The sequence below is a fragment of the Conyzicola nivalis genome, assembly GCF_040548875.1.
Lineage (GTDB): Bacteria > Actinomycetota > Actinomycetes > Actinomycetales > Microbacteriaceae > Conyzicola > Conyzicola nivalis_A.
Window position 1 is genome coordinate 1,207,132 of sequence record NZ_JBEPSJ010000001.1, and the last position, 17,364, is coordinate 1,224,495.

The following is a 17,364-nucleotide window of genomic DNA, read 5'->3' on the forward strand; positions in this document are numbered from 1 at the left end:
TTTTCGGCGAGTGGTTACGCCACCGCGCGGGATCGGGATGACCGCGTGCGGATGTCTGTGGCTCGACCGGCCGCGACGCCCTTCGGCACGACGAGGTGCTGGAGGAGCGCGAACAGCCCGTCGATGACGAGCGCCAGGACGATGATGACGATGGCAGCCCCGAGCATCTGGTCGAACTGGCGGAGGCGGAGGCCGGCGATGATGTACTGCCCGAGCCCTCCGAGGCCGATGTAGGCGGCGAGGGTGACGGTGGCGACGATCTGCAGCGCCGCCGAGCGGAGTCCGCCGATCAGGAGGGGGAGGCCGAGCGGCACCTCGACCCTCCACAGGATCTGCCACTCGGTCATGCCCACCGCGCGGGCGGCGTCGATGACGCGCCGGTCGATCGCCTCGAGCCCGGAGTAGGCCCCGGCGAGAACGGACGGGATGCCGAGCAGCACGAAGGCGGCGAAAGCAGCCCCCTCTTTCTGCGTCACGCCGATGACGAGCACCAGCAGCAGGATGAGTCCGAACGAGGGCAGCGCGCGGGCGGCGCCGGAGATGCCGACCGCGAGCTCGCGGCCCTTGCCGGTGTGGCCGATCAGATAGCCGACGGGGACGGCGATGACGGCGGCGATCAGCAGCGAGACGAAGGTGTAGAACAGGTGCACGGCGATCGCGGTGGGCAGCGCGTCGCCGCCCTCGAGCCGGTCGGGCGAGAACAGCCAGGCGAAGGCGTCGGCGAAGAGGCTCATCGGGTGCCGCCCAGGGTGTTCGACGCTGTGGGGACGAGCGGCACGCGCTCGAGCGGCGGCCGCACGGTCTTCTGTGCACGTGACCACGGCATGAGCGCTCGGCCGAGCAGCACGAGCAGGTAGTCGACGAGCAGCGCGATGACGACGACCATGACGACGCCGGCGAAGATCTCGGGCACGATCCTGCGCTGGAAGCCGTTGGTGAACAGGTAGCCCAGACTCTGCACGCCGATGAGGATGCCCACGGTGACGAGGCTGATGGTGCTCACGGCGGCGACCCGCAGGCCCGCCAGGATGACCGGGCCCGCCAGCGGGAACTCGACCGCCCAGAACCGACGCCAGCTGCCGTAGCCGACGGCGGTCGCCGACTGGCGCACCGCCGGATCGACAGAGCCGAGCGCGTCGGACACGGAGCGGGTCATGATCGCGACCGCGTAGATCGTGAGCGCGATGGTGACATTCGCCTCGCTGAGAAAGCTGATGCCCAGCAGCGGCGGGAGCAGCACGAACAGCGCGAGCGACGGGATGGTGAACAGCAGTCCGGCCGCCGTCAGGAGGAGGCCCCTGGTGAGTTTGAACCGATAGGCGAGCCAGCCGAGGGGCAGGGAGATGAGGAAGCCGAGCACGATGGGCGCGATCGAGAGCCGCAGGTGGGCGACCGACAGCTCGAGGATCAGATCGAGGTTGTTGACGACCCAGGTCACGCGACCGTGCTCCTCTCGCCCTGCGCTGCCGCGGACGGCTCGCCGTCGACGAGCACTCCGGCCGCGCGCCCCTCGGAGTCGACGAGGATCGGGCCGCCGGGCGTGTGCTTGATCGACAGCGAGCGCTTGCCCTTGTCCACGCCGATGAAGTCGGCGACGAAGTCGCTCGCCGGGTTCTCGATGATCTCGCTCGGGCTGCCGACCTGCGCTATCTTGGCGCCCTTCTCGAGGATGACCACCTGGTCGCCGAGCAGGAATGCCTCGTCGATGTCGTGGGTGACGAACACGATGGTCTTGTCGAGGTCGCGCTGCAGCCGGATGGTCTCCTGCTGGAGTTCGGCTCGCACGATCGGGTCGACGGCGCCGAACGGCTCGTCCATGAGGAGGATGTTGGGATTCGCGGCAAGACCTCGTGCGACGCCGACCCGCTGCTGCTGGCCTCCCGAGAGCTGGCTGGGGTAGCGGTTCGCGATGTCGCGGTTGAGCCCGACGGTGTCGAGCAGCTCGAGGGCCTGCTGACGCGCGACCTTGCGCGGCACTCCGTTGAGCACGGGCACCGTGGCCACGTTGTCGACGACGGTGAAATGAGGGAGCAGCCCGGAGTTCTGCATGACGTAGCCGATCGAGCGGCGCAGGGCCACCGGCTGGCGGTCGAGCACGCTCTCACCGTCGATCTCGACGGTGCCGGAGGTCGGGTCGACCATGCGGTTGATCATCCGCAGCAGAGTGGTCTTGCCGCTTCCAGACGACCCGACGAGCACCGTGGTCTTGCGCGATGGTATGACGAGATTGAAGTCGTCGACGGCCAGGGTGCCGTCTGCGAATTTCTTGCTCACGGAACGGAATTCGATCATGTACTTCGGCTCATTCCTCGTGAATTCTCACGAATCGACACGCGCCAGGAAAACCAGCACCACGCTGCCTGCGTGACCGGCCCAACGAACACCCAGACCAGACACAAAGCTAAACACCATTCGGAACGTCTGTCATTCCGGATTGCCCTGATTGCAATTTATGTCGAACCACCGACAATGCCCCGCACGCGACGATCCCCGGTCGGCTCGGGAGGGAGCCGCCGGGGATCGCGGAGGTGAGGAGACGGTGTGTCGAGGGCTACGGCTTACCGAAGTGCGGGGTGAGCAGCGTGGCGACGATCGAGCTGCCGGCCCCGAGGAACGCCGGGTCGCCGTCGGGGTTGCGGGCGAACGCCCGAGCCGCGAGGGCGTCGGACACCTCGATCGCAGTCTCGAAGGCGAAGCGCACCTCGTCGTTGTCGGGCACTCCGAAGCGGCTGACGAGGCTCTCGAGCAGGGCTCCCGCGAGGATCGACTTGTACGGCGTCTCGTTGGGCGCGGGGCGGAGGTCGATGACGTCGCCGACGCGCAGCGAACGGAAGCCGGGCTCGTCGCGGAAGGCCTGGACGAGGATGTCCATGGAGGCGCTGAGCGCCGACACCCAGTCATCGTGCTTGACGTTGGCCGCCTCCTCGGTGACGCGGCTCAGTGCGCGCTCGAGGTTGCGGGCACCGAGTGCCTGGAGAACGGCGATGCGGTCGGGAAAGTAGCGGTAGACGGTGCCGATGGAGGCCCCTGCGCGCTCGGCGACCATCGCGGTCGTGAGGCGCTCGTAGCCGATCTCGTCGACCACGGCGGCGGCGGCGTCCATAAGAGCGGCGAGCCGTGCCGTGCTGCGGGCCTGCACCGGCTCGTTGCGCAGTGAAACCTGTCCGGCGGAAATTGCGTCTATGACGGATGGTGTCGACACGATGTCTCCTCAATCAAACTTAGATTGTTATCGTAACCCCGCCCCCATACCGGGGGTAGGAATGAAACTCACTATTTGCGGAAATATTTCACAAATCGGTGGGCGCGCGGGCTCACTGTATTTCAGCCTGACTGTACGCCCGCTGGCCCTTTGCTGAGTACAGAGGATCGCCGCGGCCGGTTGCCATGTCAGACTTGGAGGATGGCCCGCTCCCGCAACCCGATCGCGCGTCCGGGCGACACCACCCCGGGCGCCGCAGCGCCCATCCTCCACTTCGCCGCACGCATGGAGGATTCACTGCACGCTTGGCGTGAGAAGCGCGGTCGGAAGCGTGGACTCAAGACCACGGTCATTCCGTACAGCGGCTACGGCTCGCCCGGTTGGATCCGCGTGCTCTGTCGCGTCGTACTGACCCGCGGAGATGTCGCGAGCCAGCGGGTGGCCAAGGTGCGCGGCTGGCGCAGCTTCTTCAGCATCCCGGTCGACGACGTCGAGGTCACGATCATCGCCGGCGGCGTCGAGCAGAGAGTGCTCGCCGACCGGGGCGGTGTTGTCGACACCAAGATCGCGGTCGACCTATCCCCCGGCTGGCACACCATCACGATCCGGACGGATGACACGGAAGACGTCACCGCGCCCGTGTTCGTCATCGACCCGGCTGCCGAGTTCGGGCTCATCTCCGACGTCGACGACACCGTCATGGTCACGGCACTCCCCCGACCGCTGCTCGCCGCCTGGAACACCTTCGTGCTCGACGAGCACGCCAGACGCCCGGTGCCCGGCATGGCGGTGCTCTACGAGCGCCTCATCCGCGCGAACCCCGGCGCGCCCGTCGTCTACCTGTCGACCGGCGCCTGGAATGTCGCGCCGACCCTCTCCCGGTTCCTCGACCGCAACCTGTATCCCGCCGGCCCTCTCCTGCTCACCGACTGGGGGCCCACCCACGACCGGTGGTTCCGCAGCGGTCGCGACCACAAGGCATCCAGCCTCGAACGCATCGCCCAGGAGCTTCCGGGCATGCGCTGGCTGCTGATCGGCGACGACGGGCAGCACGACGAGGAGATCTACGGCGAGTTCGCCGAGTCGCACCCCGAGAACGTCGCGGCGATCGCCATCCGCCAGCTGTCCACCAGCGAGGCGGTCCTCGCCGGCGGCCGCTCGACAGCCGCAGAGAAGGAACAGCTCAGCCAGACGACGTGGGTGTTCGCGCCCGACGGCGCCGGGCTGCTCGAGCAGCTCATCGACTCCGGAGTGCTGGGCGACGACGCCCACGGCATAGACCCCCGCTGATGGCTCTGCACGTCGAAGACTATGCCCTCATCGGCGACTGCCACACGGGTGCCCTCGTCGGGCTCGACGGCAGCATCGACTGGTTGTGCCTGCCCCGCTTCGACTCGGCGTCGACGTTCGGGGCGCTGCTCGGCGACGAGGACCACGGGCGCTGGCTTGTCGCCCCGCGCGCGTCGCTCCACGGCGACGAAGGCGTGTCGAGCAGCCGCAGCTACGTCGAAGACACGTTCACTCTCGTCACCCGCTGGGTGACGCCCACCGGAGAGGTCGACGTGATCGACCTCATGCCGCACGGCGACCGGCGCGCCGACGTCGTGCGTCGCGTGGTGGGGGTGTCCGGCACCGTGGACATGCACCAGGAGCTGCGCATCCGGTTCGACTACGGCGCCGCGCTGCCGTGGCTGCGTCAGGTGCCCGAGGAGGGCGGCAACGCCGTCGTCGCCGTCGCCGGTCCCGACGCGATCGTCATCCGCGGACCGGTGCTGCGGGCGGAGGACCACGCCCACGTCTCCGACTTCTCCGTGTCGGCGGGCGAGACCGTCGACATCGCCCTGACCTGGTATCCGGCTCATCGCAGCGCGCCCGCCCCCCTCAACGTGAGCAAGCGCATCCGCGAGACGGAACGCTGGTGGCAGTCGTGGGCGTCGACCACCGCTGTCGCCCCGCAGTACTCCGAGGCCGTGCGCCGGTCGCTTCTCGTGCTCCGCGCGCTCACCCACGAGGACACGGGCGGAATCGTCGCGGCGGCGACCACGAGCGTGCCCGAGGAGTTCGGCGGGCAGCGCAACTGGGACTACCGCTACGTCTGGCTGCGCGACGCGTCGCTCACCCTGCACGTGCTGCTCGACCACGGCTTCGAGGCCGAGGCCGACCCGTGGCGACGCTGGCTGCTGCGCGCGATCGCGGGAGATCCCGCCGACGTGCAGATCATGTACGGCCTGTCCGGCGAGCGCCGGCTCAACGAGTACGTCGTCGACAGCCTGCCCGGCTACGACGGCGCATCCCCCGTGCGCGTCGGCAACGGCGCGTTCACCCAGTACCAGGGCGACGTGTTCGGCGAGGTCATGCTCGCCCTCGAACGCGCGCGCGAGACGCAGGGCGAGGAGATGGACTTCTCCTGGCCGCTGCAGCGCGCCCTGATGACCTTCGTCGAGAACAACTGGCAGCGCCCCGACAACGGCATCTGGGAGATCCGCGGCCCGCTGCGGCACTTCACCCACTCGCGGGTCATGCTCTGGGCGGCCTTCGACTGCGCCGCGCGTGCCGTGCGCGAGTTCGGGCTCGACGGCCCGGTGGAACGCTGGGAACGCATGCGCGACCTCGTGCGCGAGGAGATCGAGACTCAGGGCTTCGACCCCGTGCGCGGAACATACACGCAGTACTACGGCGGCTCGACGGTCGACGCCTCGCTCCTGCAGATGGTGCAGGCCGGCTACATCGAAGCGGACGACCCACGCATGCTCGGAACCGTCGCCGCCATCGAAGAGGACCTCCTCGAAGACGGGCTCCTGCTGCGCTACCGCACCGAGTCGGGCGTCGACGGGCTGCCGGAGGGCGAGAACCCCTTCCTCGCCTGCTCGTTCTGGCTCGCCGAGCAGTACGCGCGGTCGGGGAGGCTGGCGGATGCCACGGAGCTGATGGATCGCCTCGTCGGGTACTCCAACGACGTCGGCCTGCTCAGCGAGGAGTACGCGGTGGGCGACGCGCGTCAGGCCGGCAACACCCCGCAGGCGTTCTCCCACCTATCGCTCGTGCGCGCGGCCGACGCGATCGCCGAGGCCACGGCCCGGGCGAACACGGCCTCGGAAGCCGAACCCGAGAAACAGCAGTCCGTCTCGCTGTAGACGCGCGATGTCGCAGCAGGGGACGATACTGGGCGCATGACGCGAACCTTCACCGCGAGCCGTCGGCAGCTCACCGCGCTGCGATTGAGCGCACAGGGCATCGTCCGGTCGGCCGACAGCCCGGGCGACCCGGCGGCCACCGTGCGACGGATGCTGTGCGTGCAGGCCCAGGACTTCGCCGGCGCCAAATGGTCGGTGGGGCTGCGCACCCCGGGGGCGACGGATGCCTCGATCGAGGCCGGTCTCGCGGCCGGCGAGATCGTACGATCCTGGCCGATGCGCGGCACCCTGCACTTCGTGCCTCCCGAAGACCTCGGCTGGATCCTCTCGCTCACCGCCGACCGCATCATCCGCGGCACGGCCGGCCGTGAGCGCGAGCTCGAACTCACCGACGGCGAGTTCGCCCGTGCCGGCGACGTGGCTCGGGAGCAGCTCTCGGGCCGGCGGGAGCTCACCCGCGACGGGCTGCTCGAGGCGTTCGTCGCGGCGGGGATCCCCACGACCGGCCAGCGAGGGATGCACCTCCTGCAGCGGCTCTGCCTCGACCGGCTCACCGTGTTCGGACCGGTGCGCGGCAAACAGCAGACGTTCGTGCTGCTCGACGAGTGGGTCCGCTCCCCGCGCGCACTGGAGCGGGATGAGGCGCTCGGGGAGTTCGCTCTGCGCTACTTCTCGGCGCACGGCCCGGCGACGGTGCGCGACTTCGCCTGGTGGTCGTCGCTGACGCTGACCGACGCGCGTGCCGGAGTCGCCGTCGCGCGCGAGCTGCTCGACGAGCTCGACGTCGACGGTACGGCCTACCTCCTCGGTCGGGACACCCCGGCCGCGCCATCCGCCACTGTCGCCCTCCCCGGATTCGACGAGTACCTGCTCGGCTACCAGGACCGTTCGGCGGCGTTGGCGACGCAGCACGCGAAACTGGTGGTGCCGGGCGGCAACGGCCTGTTCCTGTCGACGATCGTGGTCGACGGGGAGGTCGTCGGCACCTGGCGGCGCACCCTCGCCCGCGGATGCGTCACCGTCGACGCGCGGCCGTTCGCCGGACTGTCGGCGAGGGCACGATCGCGCTTCGCGAACGCGGTCGCCGACTACGCGCGCTTCCTCGGTATGCCTCTGCACTCGTTGCGCTACGAATAGTTTCGATAGGCTGACGCGGATGTCTCAACTCCGCGCCGACCCGACCGCCGGGTACGCTCCGTTCCCGCTCGAGACCGACGCGGCCGCCCTCGGCCTGACCGAGACCACCGTGTTCTGGCATGATCGACGGCTGCACGCCGCCGCTCCCGACGACCGGCAGGCGATCCGGGCGGTTGCGCGGCACCGCCCCGCCCGGACATCGACCAGGGCGACGATCCTGCTGCACGGCGCGGCCGGCTCCTGGACGACGTGGACTCCCCTGCTCGCCGCCGCCGAACGGGCCGGTGTGACGATCGTGAACCCCGTCATCGTCGACCTCCCCGGCTGGGGCGACGCCACAGGAGACCCCGGAGCGGCACCGCCGACGCTCGACGCCGTGAGCGAGCTCGTGCGCGACACCGCCCTCGAACTCGGCTACACCGAGTGGGACGTCGTCGGGCACTCGCTCGGCGGGTTCATCGCGCTGCACATGGCGTCGACCTGGCCGCAGAGCGTGCTGTCGGTGTCGCTCGTCTCCGGCACGACGTGGTCGGTGATCGAGAGCGTCGCGCATCCGTGGCGTGGGCTCCGGGTCATCCCGGGCTTCGTGCTCCTGCGGTTCTTCCTGCGCCTGCTCGCACCGGTGCAGGCCGTCGCCATCGTCGCCGTCTCGGCGCTGCAGGCGGCCGGGATCATGAGGCTGGTGGCCTTCCCGCTGTTCAGACACGTCGCCCGGGTGCACGACTCGGTCATCAAGGCGCTGTCGACCGAGCTGCGGCCGCGCTCGTTCGTCGCGGCCTCCGAGGTGACGCGCGGCTACGACGCCGACACCCGATGGGCGGCCATCGAGTGCGAGGTGCGTGCCACGCGCGGCGACCGTGACGTCTTCGTCACGCAGGGCGACCTCGACCGTCTGGCAGCCACCGTGCCGCGGGCGATCACGACCGTGGTGCCCGACTGCGGACACTTCGGCAACGTGGAGCGGCCTCTGGAGGTCTTGCGCGCGCTCGGCTATCTCGGCTGAGGCAGAGCGGGGCTACGTGACCGGGTCGAGCCAGGTGAGCGAGGCGAAGTCCTCGGCGGTCAGGCCGAACTTCTCGGTGTTGCGGGCGACGAGACTGCGCAGCTCGTCTACGACGACTCCCTCGCGAGACAGGATGTCGATTCCGGCAGGCGACGCCAGCGACTTCTCGAACCGGACGGCGATCACGGTGCCCGCCTCGTTCATACCGCTGATCGACCAGCGGGTCGTGGCGAGCCGCCGGCGACCCTTGCCGCGTCGGACGAATCCGTCGTGTGCCCACTTGTCGGTACCCAGAACGTGCTTCTCGGCGTCGTCGGTGGTGCGGTAGCTGACGTCGTCGCGCAGCACCAGCGGGTCCTCGCTCACCAGCGAGTAGGTGAAGCGCGGCGAGGTGCGCTCGCGAGTGAGCCACATCGGGAAATTGGTGGACCGCACGTTCCAGGTTCCGGGGAGGATCGTGGCGAGGTCGCTGGCGGTCGGAGTGGTGGGCATCAGACCACGCTATCGGAATAGCATGGCGTTATGCCCGCGAACGCGCCTCCCAGATCGATCGCGCTCGCGCTCTCCACCCATCCCGGGCCGACAGTGGCGGTGACTCTCGTCACCGCCATCCTCGCCGTCGGCGCCGGACTGGAACCGGCCCGCATAGCTCTGCTGACCCTGGCGATGTTCTCCGGCCAGGTCTCGGTCGGCCTCTCCAACGACTGGCTCGACGCGCGCCGCGACGCCGCGGTGGGCCGTGACGACAAGCCGGTCGCGCGGGGGTGGATCGCCGTCGGAACGGTGCGGGCGGTCTCGTTCGCTACACTCGTCGTCGCCGTTCTGCTCACTCTGCCGCTGGGCTGGCCGGCGACGGCGGCACACGCCGTGTTCATCGCGTTCGCGTGGGGCTACAACCTCTGGCTGAAGCGCACGCCGCTCTCCGTGCTGCCGTTCATCGTCAGCTTCGGCCTGCTGCCCGCGATCGTCACCCTCTCAGCGGTGCCCGCCGGGTTCGCGGCCCCGTGGGCGCTGGGCGCCGGCGCCCTGCTCGGCGTCGCGGCGCACTTCTCCAACGTGCTCCCCGACCTCGCCGACGACAGGGCGACCGGCATCGCCGGACTCCCCCACCGCCTGGGGCGGCGCACGAGCGGCGTCACCATCGCCGTGGCGTTGGCCGCGGCATCCGCTCTCGTCGTCTTCGGCGCCGGATCCCCCGGAGTCGTGCAGTGGATCGGGCTCGGCGTCTCGATCGGGCTCGCCGGGGCGTGCGCCAACCTCGCTCTCAACCGCCCGCCGACGCGACTGCTGTTCCAGCTGATCATGGCCGCCTCGGTCGTGAACGTCGCGCTGCTCGCCCTCAGCGGGCAGGCCGTCTTCGCCTGAGCGCTACTCCGGCTGCACTCGATCGGGCTCCGGCAGCTTCTCGAGCACGGGATTGCGGATTCCGACCAGCGACACCACGCCGCCGACGATGAGCAGCACGGCGGTGACCAGCAGCCCGCGATGGAACGACTCGACCGTCAGCTGCGAACCGACGATCACACCGACGAACGCGATCGCGACGAGACCGGCGATGCGGGAGATGGCGTTGTTGATCGCCGATCCGATGCCCGACTGCTCGGGCGAGATCGAGCCGAGGATCGCGGCGGTGAGCGGGGCGACGGTCGCGGTGAGTCCGAGCGAGAACAGGATGACGCCGGGGAACACCTGCGTCCAGTAGTTCACGTCCTCCTCGATCGAGAGCATCAGCAGGTAGCCGACCCCGGCGAGGATGGGACCGAGGCCCATGAACAGCCGGGGCCCGTACTTGCCGGCCAGCGCCCCGAAGGTCGCCGAGAGCGCGATGCTGATGAGCGTCATCGGCAGGAAGGTGAGGCCGGCCGCCGTCGCCGAGAACCCGCCGACCTCCTGCAGGAAGACGGTGAGCAGGAAGCCGCCGAGCGCGAGCGCCCCGTAGACGAGCGTCGTCGCGATGTTGCCGACCGAGAAATTGCGCACCGAGAACAGGGCGAGCGGGATCATCGGATGCTTCACCGTGCGTTGGCGCAGGATGAAAGCGGTCAGCGCCACGAGGCCGATGACGAACGGCAGGTAGATCACCGGGCTGGTCCAGCCGAAGTTCGCCTGCTCGATGAGCGCGAAGACGGGCCCGCCGAGCCCGATGATGCCGAGCACCGCGCCGAACCAGTCGATGCCGCCGCCCTCCGGGCGCACGTTCTTCTGCCCCAGCCGGGCGACGAGCACGAGGGTCACCGCGATCGGCAGGATGTTGATGGCGAACACGAGCCGCCAGTCGAGGAAGTCGACGAACAGGCCGCCGAGCAGCGGGCCGACGAGGAACGCGGCGCTCGTCCAGCCGGTCCAGGTGCCGATGGCCTTGGCCTGGGCCGCTCCGCGGAAGGTCGCGATGATGATGGCGAGCGAGCTCGGCACGAGGAGCGCGCCCGCGACTCCCTGCGCGCCGCGCAGGATGATGAGCAGCTCGGCGGTAGGCGCGATCGCGATGAGGATCGACGTCACCGCGAAGCCGTACAGCCCGACCTTCAGGACCACCCAGCGGCCGAAGGTGTCGGAGAGCGACCCGGCGAGCAGGATGAGCGTGCCCAGGGTGATCGCGTAGGCGTCGACGACCCACTGCTGCGTGGTGATGCCGCCGCCGAGCTCCTGCTCGATCGCCGGAAGCGCGACGTTGATGACCGAGCCGTCGAGGAACGTCACGAAAGACGCCAGTACTGCGATGGAGAGGACCAGCCGTTCGTCACGTGTCATACGAGTAGTCAACACCCGGCGGCGCGGTTCATTCCTGCTGGCGGGGGAATCCCGATTCGACCGCCTCGACGACGGCGTCGAGCACGTGCGGGTCGGCGAGTAGCCGGAAGTGCCCGTCGACCGGCAACTGGATGTTGTGGGCGCCCTCGAGGTAGCTGCCGCCGGGGATGTGCGGGTCGAACTCGGGGAAGATCGAGACGATGTGGGAGTTCACCTCGGCCTGCTCGGCCAGCAGTGTGAGCGTCGCGTGCGCGGGGTCGAAGTCGCGCAACGGCCGGGTGGGCGCGTAGCGGGCGAGGCTCGAACCCGAGAACGGGGTGGCTATCGCGACGAGCCCGAGGATGCGGCCGTCGAGGTCGTCGAACGACATCATGTGCTTGGCGATCAGGCCGCCCTTGCTGTGCGCGACGACGACCACGTCGCGCAGGTCGTTCTCGTCGACGTACGCCTGCGCCACCGCGGCGGCCTCCGACACCGCGGCCAGGTTCCTGCCGAGGGGTTCGACGACGTGCACGGCGTGACCGCGCTTCGCCAGCCGGCCGCCGACGGCCCGCATGAACTGCCACCGCTCGTAGACGCCGGGGATGAGGAGCACCGGGGCGAGGTCGCCGCGGGCCCGGGGCACGCGGCGGTGGCGCAGGGTCGCGCCGACGTTCACCCGCGCCGCATAGGCGTAGTCCGCCATCCAGATGCGGGCACGATCGAGCATGGCGTCAGTCTACGATCCGGGCACGGTGCACAATGGTCGGATGTCTTCCATCGCCGGTGAGAACTGGGCCAGAAACTACTCCTACACCGCCCGCGACCTCGCGCGCCCCGGCTCCGTCGCCGATGTGCAGCGGATCGTCGCGGCATCCCGCAGCGTCCGAGCCCTGGGAAGCCGCCACTCGTTCAACGACCTCGCGGACACGGCGGGCACCCTGGTCAGCCTCGAGAACCTCGACGTCGAGACGGTGGTCGACGAGGCATCCGCCACGGTCACCGTCGCCGGGGGCGCGCGCTACGGCGACGTCGCCACCACGCTGCAGGGGGCCGGCTGGGCCCTGCACAACCTGGCGTCGTTGCCGCACATCTCGGTCGCGGGCGCCGTGGCGACCGGCACCCACGGATCGGGCGACGGCAACGGCAACCTGGCCTCGGCCGTCGCGGCGGTCGAGCTGGTGACCGCCGACGGCGAGCTGCACACCCTGCGGCGCGGCGAGCCCGACTTCGACGGCGCCGTCGTCTCCCTCGGCGCGCTCGGCATCGTGACTCGCGTCACGCTCGACATCGAGCCGACCTTCGACGTGCGGCAGGACCTGTACGACGGCCTCCCCTGGTCGGCGGTGCTCGGCGACCTCGAGACCGTCACGTCGAGCGCCTACAGCGTGAGCCTGTTCACCGACTGGCTCGGCGACACGATCGGCACGACCTGGATCAAGAGCAGGGCGGATGCCGCGGCTCCGCCGGAGAGCATCCTCGGCGCGGTGCGGCAGGCCACGGGCCGGCACATGCTGCCCGACCAGCCCGTCACCAACGTGACCGAGCAGGGCGGTGTCGTCGGGCCGTGGAACGACAGGCTCGCGCACTTCAAGCTCGGTTTCACCCCGTCCAACGGCGACGAGCTGCAGAGCGAGTACCTCGTGCCACGGCGCAACGCCGTCGCCGCGCTCGAGGCGGTGCGGTCGCTCGGATCGCGCATCGCTCCACTGCTGTACATCACCGAGGTGCGCACGATGCGCGCCGACTCGCTCTGGCTGAGCGGCGCGTTCGAGACCGACGCCGTGGGCATCCACTTCACCTGGAAGCCGCTCGAGGTCGAGGTGCGCGCCCTGCTCCCCGAGATCGAGGCGCTGCTGCTCCCGCTCGGCGCCCGCCCGCACTGGGGCAAGGTGTTCACCGCGGAACGCGACGCGCTCGCGGGCCTCTACCCGCGGCTGGGTGAGTTCGTAGAGCTCGCCGCCCGGCTCGACCCCGAGCGCAAGTTCGGCAACGCCTTCTTGGAGCGCACGGTCTACTGACCCTCGTCCGCCGAAGCGGCGAAGGCGTCGAGGCGTCCCACCGCGGTGACCTTGACCACGGCCACGCCGAGCTCGGCCGACTCGGCGAGGTCGACGGTGGCGCTGATGCCCCAGTCGTGGTCGCCTGCCGGGTCGGCGAAGATCTGCCGCACGGTCCAGGTCTCCGGTCCCTCGTCGACGATGAGCATCGCCGAGCTGCGGGCGTCTGCGTCGGTGCCGAGGTCGTCGTGCACGTCGAAGTAGGCGTCCATGGCCTCGGCCCAGACGTTCTCGTTGAACCCGCTCGCGGCGTCGAGGGCGCCCAGTTCGTCGTACCTGTCGAGTGCCGCGAGCTGCACCCGGCGGAACAGCTCGTTGCGCACCAGCACGCGGAACGCGCGAGGGTTGCCGAGGATCGACGGCGGCGCGGGCGGCAGAACGGGCTTCTCGCCCGGCGCCGTGGGGTTGATCAGCTGCTCCCACTCGTCGACCAGACTCGAGTCGACCTGGCGCACGAGCTCGCCGAGCCACTCGATGAGGTCGAGCAGCTCCTCGGTCTTCGCCTCGTCGGGCACGGTCTGGCGCACGGCGCGGTAGGCGTCGGACAGGTAGCGCAGCACGAGACCCTCGCTGCGGGCGAGCTTGTAGTAGCCCACGTAGTCGGCGAAGGTCATGGCCCGCTCGTACATGTCGCGCACCACCGATTTCGGGCTGAGCTCGAAGTCGCCGATCCACGGCTGGGTCGCGCTGTACTGCTCGAACGTGGCGTCGAGCAGTTCTTCGAGCGGCTTCGGCCAGGTGACGTGCTCGAGCAGCTCCATGCGCTGGTCGTACTCGATGCCCTCGGCCTTCATCGACGCGACGGCCTCTCCCCTGGCGAGGAACTGCTGCTGCGAGAGGATCGGACGCGGGTCGTCGAGGGTCGCTTCGAGCACCGAGATGACATCGAGCGGGTAGCTGGGCGACTCCGGATCGAGCAGCTCGAACACCGCGAGGGCGAACGGCGAGAGCGGCTGGTTGAGGGCGAAGTTGGGCTGCAGGTCGACGGTGAGGCGGATGTCGTAGCGGATGTCTGCCGGTGACGGCTCGGCGTTCCAGTCTTCGTACTCGCCGCTGTCGAACCCGTCGACGCCCTCGAGCGCCGACTTGAGGGCCGGCGAGGTCTCGATCGGCGCGGCGCGCGGCACCTGCGTCACGACCTCCGCGGTGCGCAGCGTGCGGTAGATCGCAAGCGCCTGGCGTGCCATGGCGAGCTGCTTCGGCCACGGGTCGTGGCTCTCGAAGATGAGGTCGCGCATCTCCTGGAACGCGTCGCCCTCGCGCGCGATCACGTTGAGGATCATCGAGTGGCTCACCTGCATGCTCGACGTGAGGGTCTCCGGCTCGGCGGCGATGAGCCGGTTGAAGCTCGGCTCGCCCCACGACACGAAGCCTTCCGGCGCCTTCTTACGCACGATCTTCTTGATCTTCTTCGGGTCGTCGCCCGCCTTGGCCACGAGCCTGGCATTCTCGCTCTCGTGCTCGGGCGCCTGCGCGACGACGGTTCCCGCCGTGTCGTAGCCTGCCCGCCCGGCGCGACCCGCTATCTGGTGGAATTCACGCGCCGTGAGCTGGCGCATCCGCACGCCGTCGTATTTGGTGAGAGCCGTGAACAGCACCGTGCGGATCGGCACGTTGATCCCGACGCCGAGCGTGTCGGTGCCGCAGATGACCCGCATCAGCCCCTGCTGGGCGAGCTGCTCCACGAGCCGACGGTACTTGGGCAGCATGCCGGCGTGGTGCACGCCGATGCCCGAGCGGATGAGCCGGCTGAGGGTCTGCCCGAACACCGTGGTGAAACGGAAGTCGCCGATCGCCTCGGCGATCTCGTCGCGCTGCTCGCGGCTGACGATCTTGATGCTCGTCATGGCCTGGGCTCGTTCGAGTGCGGCGAGCTGCGAGAAGTGCACGATGTAGATCGGCGCCTGCCCGGTCGCGAGCAGGTCTTCGATCGTCTCGTGCACGGGCGTCGTGGCGTAGCTGTAGCTCAGCGGCACAGGGCGCTCGACGCCGGTGACGACGGCGGTCTCGCGTCCGGTGCGGATCGTCAGGTCGTCGGCGATGCGCGAGACGTCGCCGAGCGTCGCCGACATGAGGATGAACTGCACGCGCGGCAGGGTGAGCAGCGGAACCTGCCAGGCCCAGCCGCGGTCCGGGTCGGCGTAGAAGTGGAACTCGTCCATCACGACCTGGTCGACGTCTGAGTCGGCGCCCCCGCGCAGTGCGACGTTGGCGAGGATCTCGGCGGTGCAGCAGATGATGGGCGCGTCGGGGTTCACCGACGAGTCACCGGTGACCATCCCCACGTTCTCGGCGCCGAAGATGTCGACGAGGGCGAAGAACTTCTCCGACACGAGCGCCTTGATCGGAGCGGTGTAGTAGCTGCGCTTTCCCTGCGCGAGCGCGGCGAAGTGCGCGCCGATGGCGACGAGCGACTTGCCGGTGCCGGTGGGCGTCGAGAGGATGAGGTTCGCGCCGGAGACGATCTCGATGAGCGCCTCCTCCTGTGCCGGATACAGGTTCAGGCCGCGGTCGGCGGCCCATCCGGCGAAGTTCTCGAACGCGGCATCCGGGTCGAACGGTCGGGGTGCGCGCTCGAGAAGCGTCGCTGGGGCGGTGGTGGCGACATCCTCAGGCATGATTCTTCGATCATCCCCTACTCGCGGCTTTCGCGAGACTCTTGACAACCTGCGGCTAGGGGTACTAGCTTTAGGGCTACACAACCTAGCCAGAAAGAGGACGGTCCATGATGACGACACAGGTACAGATGCTCGAACGGGCGGATGGCGCGATCGCCTACGAGTCGGCGGGATCCGGTCCCCTCGTGCTCTGCGTGCCCGGCATGGGCGACCTGAGGGCGAGCTACCGCCACCTCGTGCCCGGTCTCGTCGCCGCGGGCTACCGCGTCGTGACCACCGATCTGCGCGGCCACGGCGACAGCACCACGACCTTCTCGGGCTACGGCGACGAGGGGACGGCCGACGACATCGCGGCGCTGCTCGACCACCTCGGCTCCCCCGCCGTCGTCGTCGGCAACTCGATGGGCGCCTCGGCCGCGATCATCACGGCGGCGAAGCGCCCCGAGCTCGTCACGGGTCTCGTGCTGCTCGGCCCATTCGGACGCAACCCCGAGATGTCGCGCATCATGGCATCGGTCATGCGAGCGGCCACCGCCGCCCCCTGGGTGGCGACGGTCTGGAAGGCCTACCTGCCATCGCTCTACAAGGGCGCGAAGCCCGCCGACCACGCGGAATACACCGCCAGCCTCATCGCCGCGCTGCGCCGGCCCGGCTATGCGGCCGCGTTCTCGCGCACCACCCGGCTGAACCACGACGCGGTCGAGCGGGTGCTGCCCGCCGTCCAGACCCCGTCGCTCGTGCTGATGGGAGAGCTCGATCCCGACTTCCCCGACCCGCGCGCCGAGGCCGAGTGGCTCGCCGGCGCGCTGGGCGGCACGGCGACGATGGTGCCGGACGCCGGGCACTACCCGCAGTCGCAGCGGGCCGACCTGGTCGTCCCCGCGGTCGTCGAGTTTCTGACGACGGCCGCTCACCGTGGCTAGGGCCGGCCTCAGCACCGACCGAGTCGTCGACGAGGCGGCGCAGCTGGCCGACGAGGTCGGCATCGGCGGACTCAGCTTCGCGGCGCTCGCCGAGCGGCTGGGCGTCAAGGTGCCGAGTCTCTACAAGCACGTGGCCTCGCTCGACGGCGTGCGCCAGGCGATCTCGGTGCGCGCCAAGGCCGAGCTCGCCGACGCGATGGGCGCAGCGGCCATCGGCCTCTCGAGCGGCGAGGCGATCCGCGCCGTCGCGTTCGCCTACCGCGCGTGGGCGGGTGCGCACCCCGGCCGCTACGCGACGACGCTGCGGGCGGCCGCGCCGGGCGATGCCGATGACGTGGGCGCGAGCCAGCGGAGCGTCGAGGTCATCTTCTCCTCACTCGCCGGCTACGGCCTGACGCGCGAGCAGACCATCGACGCGACGAGGATGCTGCGCTCGAGCCTGCACGGCTTCGTGGCGCTCGAGGCCGCCGGCGGTTTTGTGCTTCCGCTCGACGTCGACCGCAGCTTCGACGTGATGGTCACGGCTCTCGACCGCGCCCTCTCCGACTGGCCGTAGC

Annotated in this window: 16 protein-coding genes; 8 read left to right on the forward strand and 8 right to left on the reverse strand. The window is 69.7% G+C overall.

The window, feature by feature from the left end; translation table 11 throughout:
- Positions 1-14: 14 nt before the first annotated feature.
- From ABIE21_RS05845 to ABIE21_RS05860, 4 genes are all read right to left on the reverse strand, one after another.
- On the reverse strand, positions 15-734 hold the full coding sequence (locus ABIE21_RS05845) for an ABC transporter permease (RefSeq protein ID WP_354023831.1): 720 nt from the start codon (positions 732-734) through the stop codon (positions 15-17).
- The gene (locus ABIE21_RS05850) at positions 731-1,438 is read right to left on the reverse strand and encodes an ABC transporter permease (RefSeq protein ID WP_354023832.1); all 708 of its coding nucleotides are present in this window, start codon (positions 1,436-1,438) and stop codon (positions 731-733) included. The genes ABIE21_RS05845 and ABIE21_RS05850 overlap by 4 nt, the downstream gene beginning before the upstream one ends.
- Positions 1,435-2,292, reverse strand: a complete 858-nt coding sequence (locus tag ABIE21_RS05855) for an ABC transporter ATP-binding protein (RefSeq protein WP_354023833.1) — start codon at positions 2,290-2,292, stop codon at positions 1,435-1,437. The genes ABIE21_RS05850 and ABIE21_RS05855 overlap by 4 nt, the downstream gene beginning before the upstream one ends.
- A gap of 259 nt (positions 2,293-2,551) precedes the next feature.
- Positions 2,552-3,202, reverse strand: coding sequence for a TetR/AcrR family transcriptional regulator (locus tag ABIE21_RS05860; protein ID WP_354023834.1), 651 nt, complete (start codon positions 3,200-3,202; stop codon positions 2,552-2,554).
- 201 nt (positions 3,203-3,403) lie between these two features.
- On the opposite strand from ABIE21_RS05860, the gene ABIE21_RS05865 reads away from it, so the two are divergent.
- The 4 genes from ABIE21_RS05865 to ABIE21_RS05880 are packed head-to-tail and all read left to right on the forward strand — an operon-like array spanning position 3,404 to position 8,476.
- Positions 3,404-4,492 (forward strand): App1 family protein, encoded by a 1,089-nt coding sequence (locus ABIE21_RS05865; RefSeq protein ID WP_354023835.1) that lies wholly within the window; start codon positions 3,404-3,406, stop codon positions 4,490-4,492.
- Positions 4,492-6,336: a glycoside hydrolase family 15 protein gene (locus tag ABIE21_RS05870; protein ID WP_354023836.1), complete on the forward strand. Its 1,845-nt coding sequence runs from the start codon at positions 4,492-4,494 to the stop codon at positions 6,334-6,336. Before ABIE21_RS05865 ends, ABIE21_RS05870 begins: the two co-directional genes overlap by 1 nt.
- A 36-nt stretch (positions 6,337-6,372) precedes the next feature.
- Positions 6,373-7,473: a winged helix DNA-binding domain-containing protein gene (locus ABIE21_RS05875; RefSeq protein ID WP_354023837.1), complete on the forward strand. Its 1,101-nt coding sequence runs from the start codon at positions 6,373-6,375 to the stop codon at positions 7,471-7,473.
- A 19-nt stretch (positions 7,474-7,492) separates the two neighbouring features.
- The gene (locus ABIE21_RS05880; RefSeq protein WP_354023838.1) at positions 7,493-8,476 is read left to right on the forward strand and encodes an alpha/beta fold hydrolase; all 984 of its coding nucleotides are present in this window, start codon (positions 7,493-7,495) and stop codon (positions 8,474-8,476) included.
- Positions 8,477-8,488: 12 nt separating this feature from the next.
- Here ABIE21_RS05880 and ABIE21_RS05885 read toward each other — a convergent pair whose 3' ends face one another.
- Complete coding sequence (locus tag ABIE21_RS05885; protein ID WP_354023839.1) at positions 8,489-8,968, reverse strand: hypothetical protein; 480 nt, start codon at positions 8,966-8,968, stop codon at positions 8,489-8,491.
- A gap of 30 nt (positions 8,969-8,998) precedes the next feature.
- Between ABIE21_RS05885 and ABIE21_RS05890 the strand changes: the two genes are divergently transcribed.
- Positions 8,999-9,841, forward strand: coding sequence for a UbiA family prenyltransferase (locus tag ABIE21_RS05890; protein WP_354023840.1), 843 nt, complete (start codon positions 8,999-9,001; stop codon positions 9,839-9,841).
- A 3-nt stretch (positions 9,842-9,844) separates the two neighbouring features.
- Here the strand turns inward: ABIE21_RS05890 and ABIE21_RS05895 are convergent, their stop codons facing one another.
- Together ABIE21_RS05895 and ABIE21_RS05900 are read right to left on the reverse strand one after the other, a co-directional pair.
- Positions 9,845-11,227: an MFS transporter gene (locus tag ABIE21_RS05895; RefSeq protein WP_354023841.1), complete on the reverse strand. Its 1,383-nt coding sequence runs from the start codon at positions 11,225-11,227 to the stop codon at positions 9,845-9,847.
- Positions 11,228-11,255: 28 nt separating this feature from the next.
- Complete coding sequence (locus tag ABIE21_RS05900; protein ID WP_354023842.1) at positions 11,256-11,936, reverse strand: esterase/lipase family protein; 681 nt, start codon at positions 11,934-11,936, stop codon at positions 11,256-11,258.
- A 40-nt stretch (positions 11,937-11,976) separates the two neighbouring features.
- Between ABIE21_RS05900 and ABIE21_RS05905 the strand changes: the two genes are divergently transcribed.
- Positions 11,977-13,227 (forward strand): FAD-binding protein, encoded by a 1,251-nt coding sequence (locus ABIE21_RS05905; protein ID WP_354023843.1) that lies wholly within the window; start codon positions 11,977-11,979, stop codon positions 13,225-13,227.
- On the opposite strand, the gene ABIE21_RS05910 is transcribed toward ABIE21_RS05905, so the two are convergent.
- Positions 13,221-15,884 (reverse strand): DEAD/DEAH box helicase, encoded by a 2,664-nt coding sequence (locus ABIE21_RS05910; RefSeq protein ID WP_354023844.1) that lies wholly within the window; start codon positions 15,882-15,884, stop codon positions 13,221-13,223. The genes ABIE21_RS05905 and ABIE21_RS05910 overlap by 7 nt on opposite strands.
- Before the next feature lie 110 nt (positions 15,885-15,994).
- Here ABIE21_RS05910 and ABIE21_RS05915 point away from each other — a divergent pair, with 110 nt between their 5' ends.
- Both ABIE21_RS05915 and ABIE21_RS05920 read left to right on the forward strand, forming a co-directional pair.
- Positions 15,995-16,807, forward strand: coding sequence for an alpha/beta fold hydrolase (locus ABIE21_RS05915; protein WP_354023845.1), 813 nt, complete (start codon positions 15,995-15,997; stop codon positions 16,805-16,807).
- Entirely contained in the window at positions 16,800-17,363 is a 564-nt protein-coding gene (locus ABIE21_RS05920; RefSeq protein WP_354023846.1) for a TetR/AcrR family transcriptional regulator, read from the forward strand. The genes ABIE21_RS05915 and ABIE21_RS05920 overlap by 8 nt, the downstream gene beginning before the upstream one ends.
- Position 17,364: the final 1 nt, after the last annotated feature.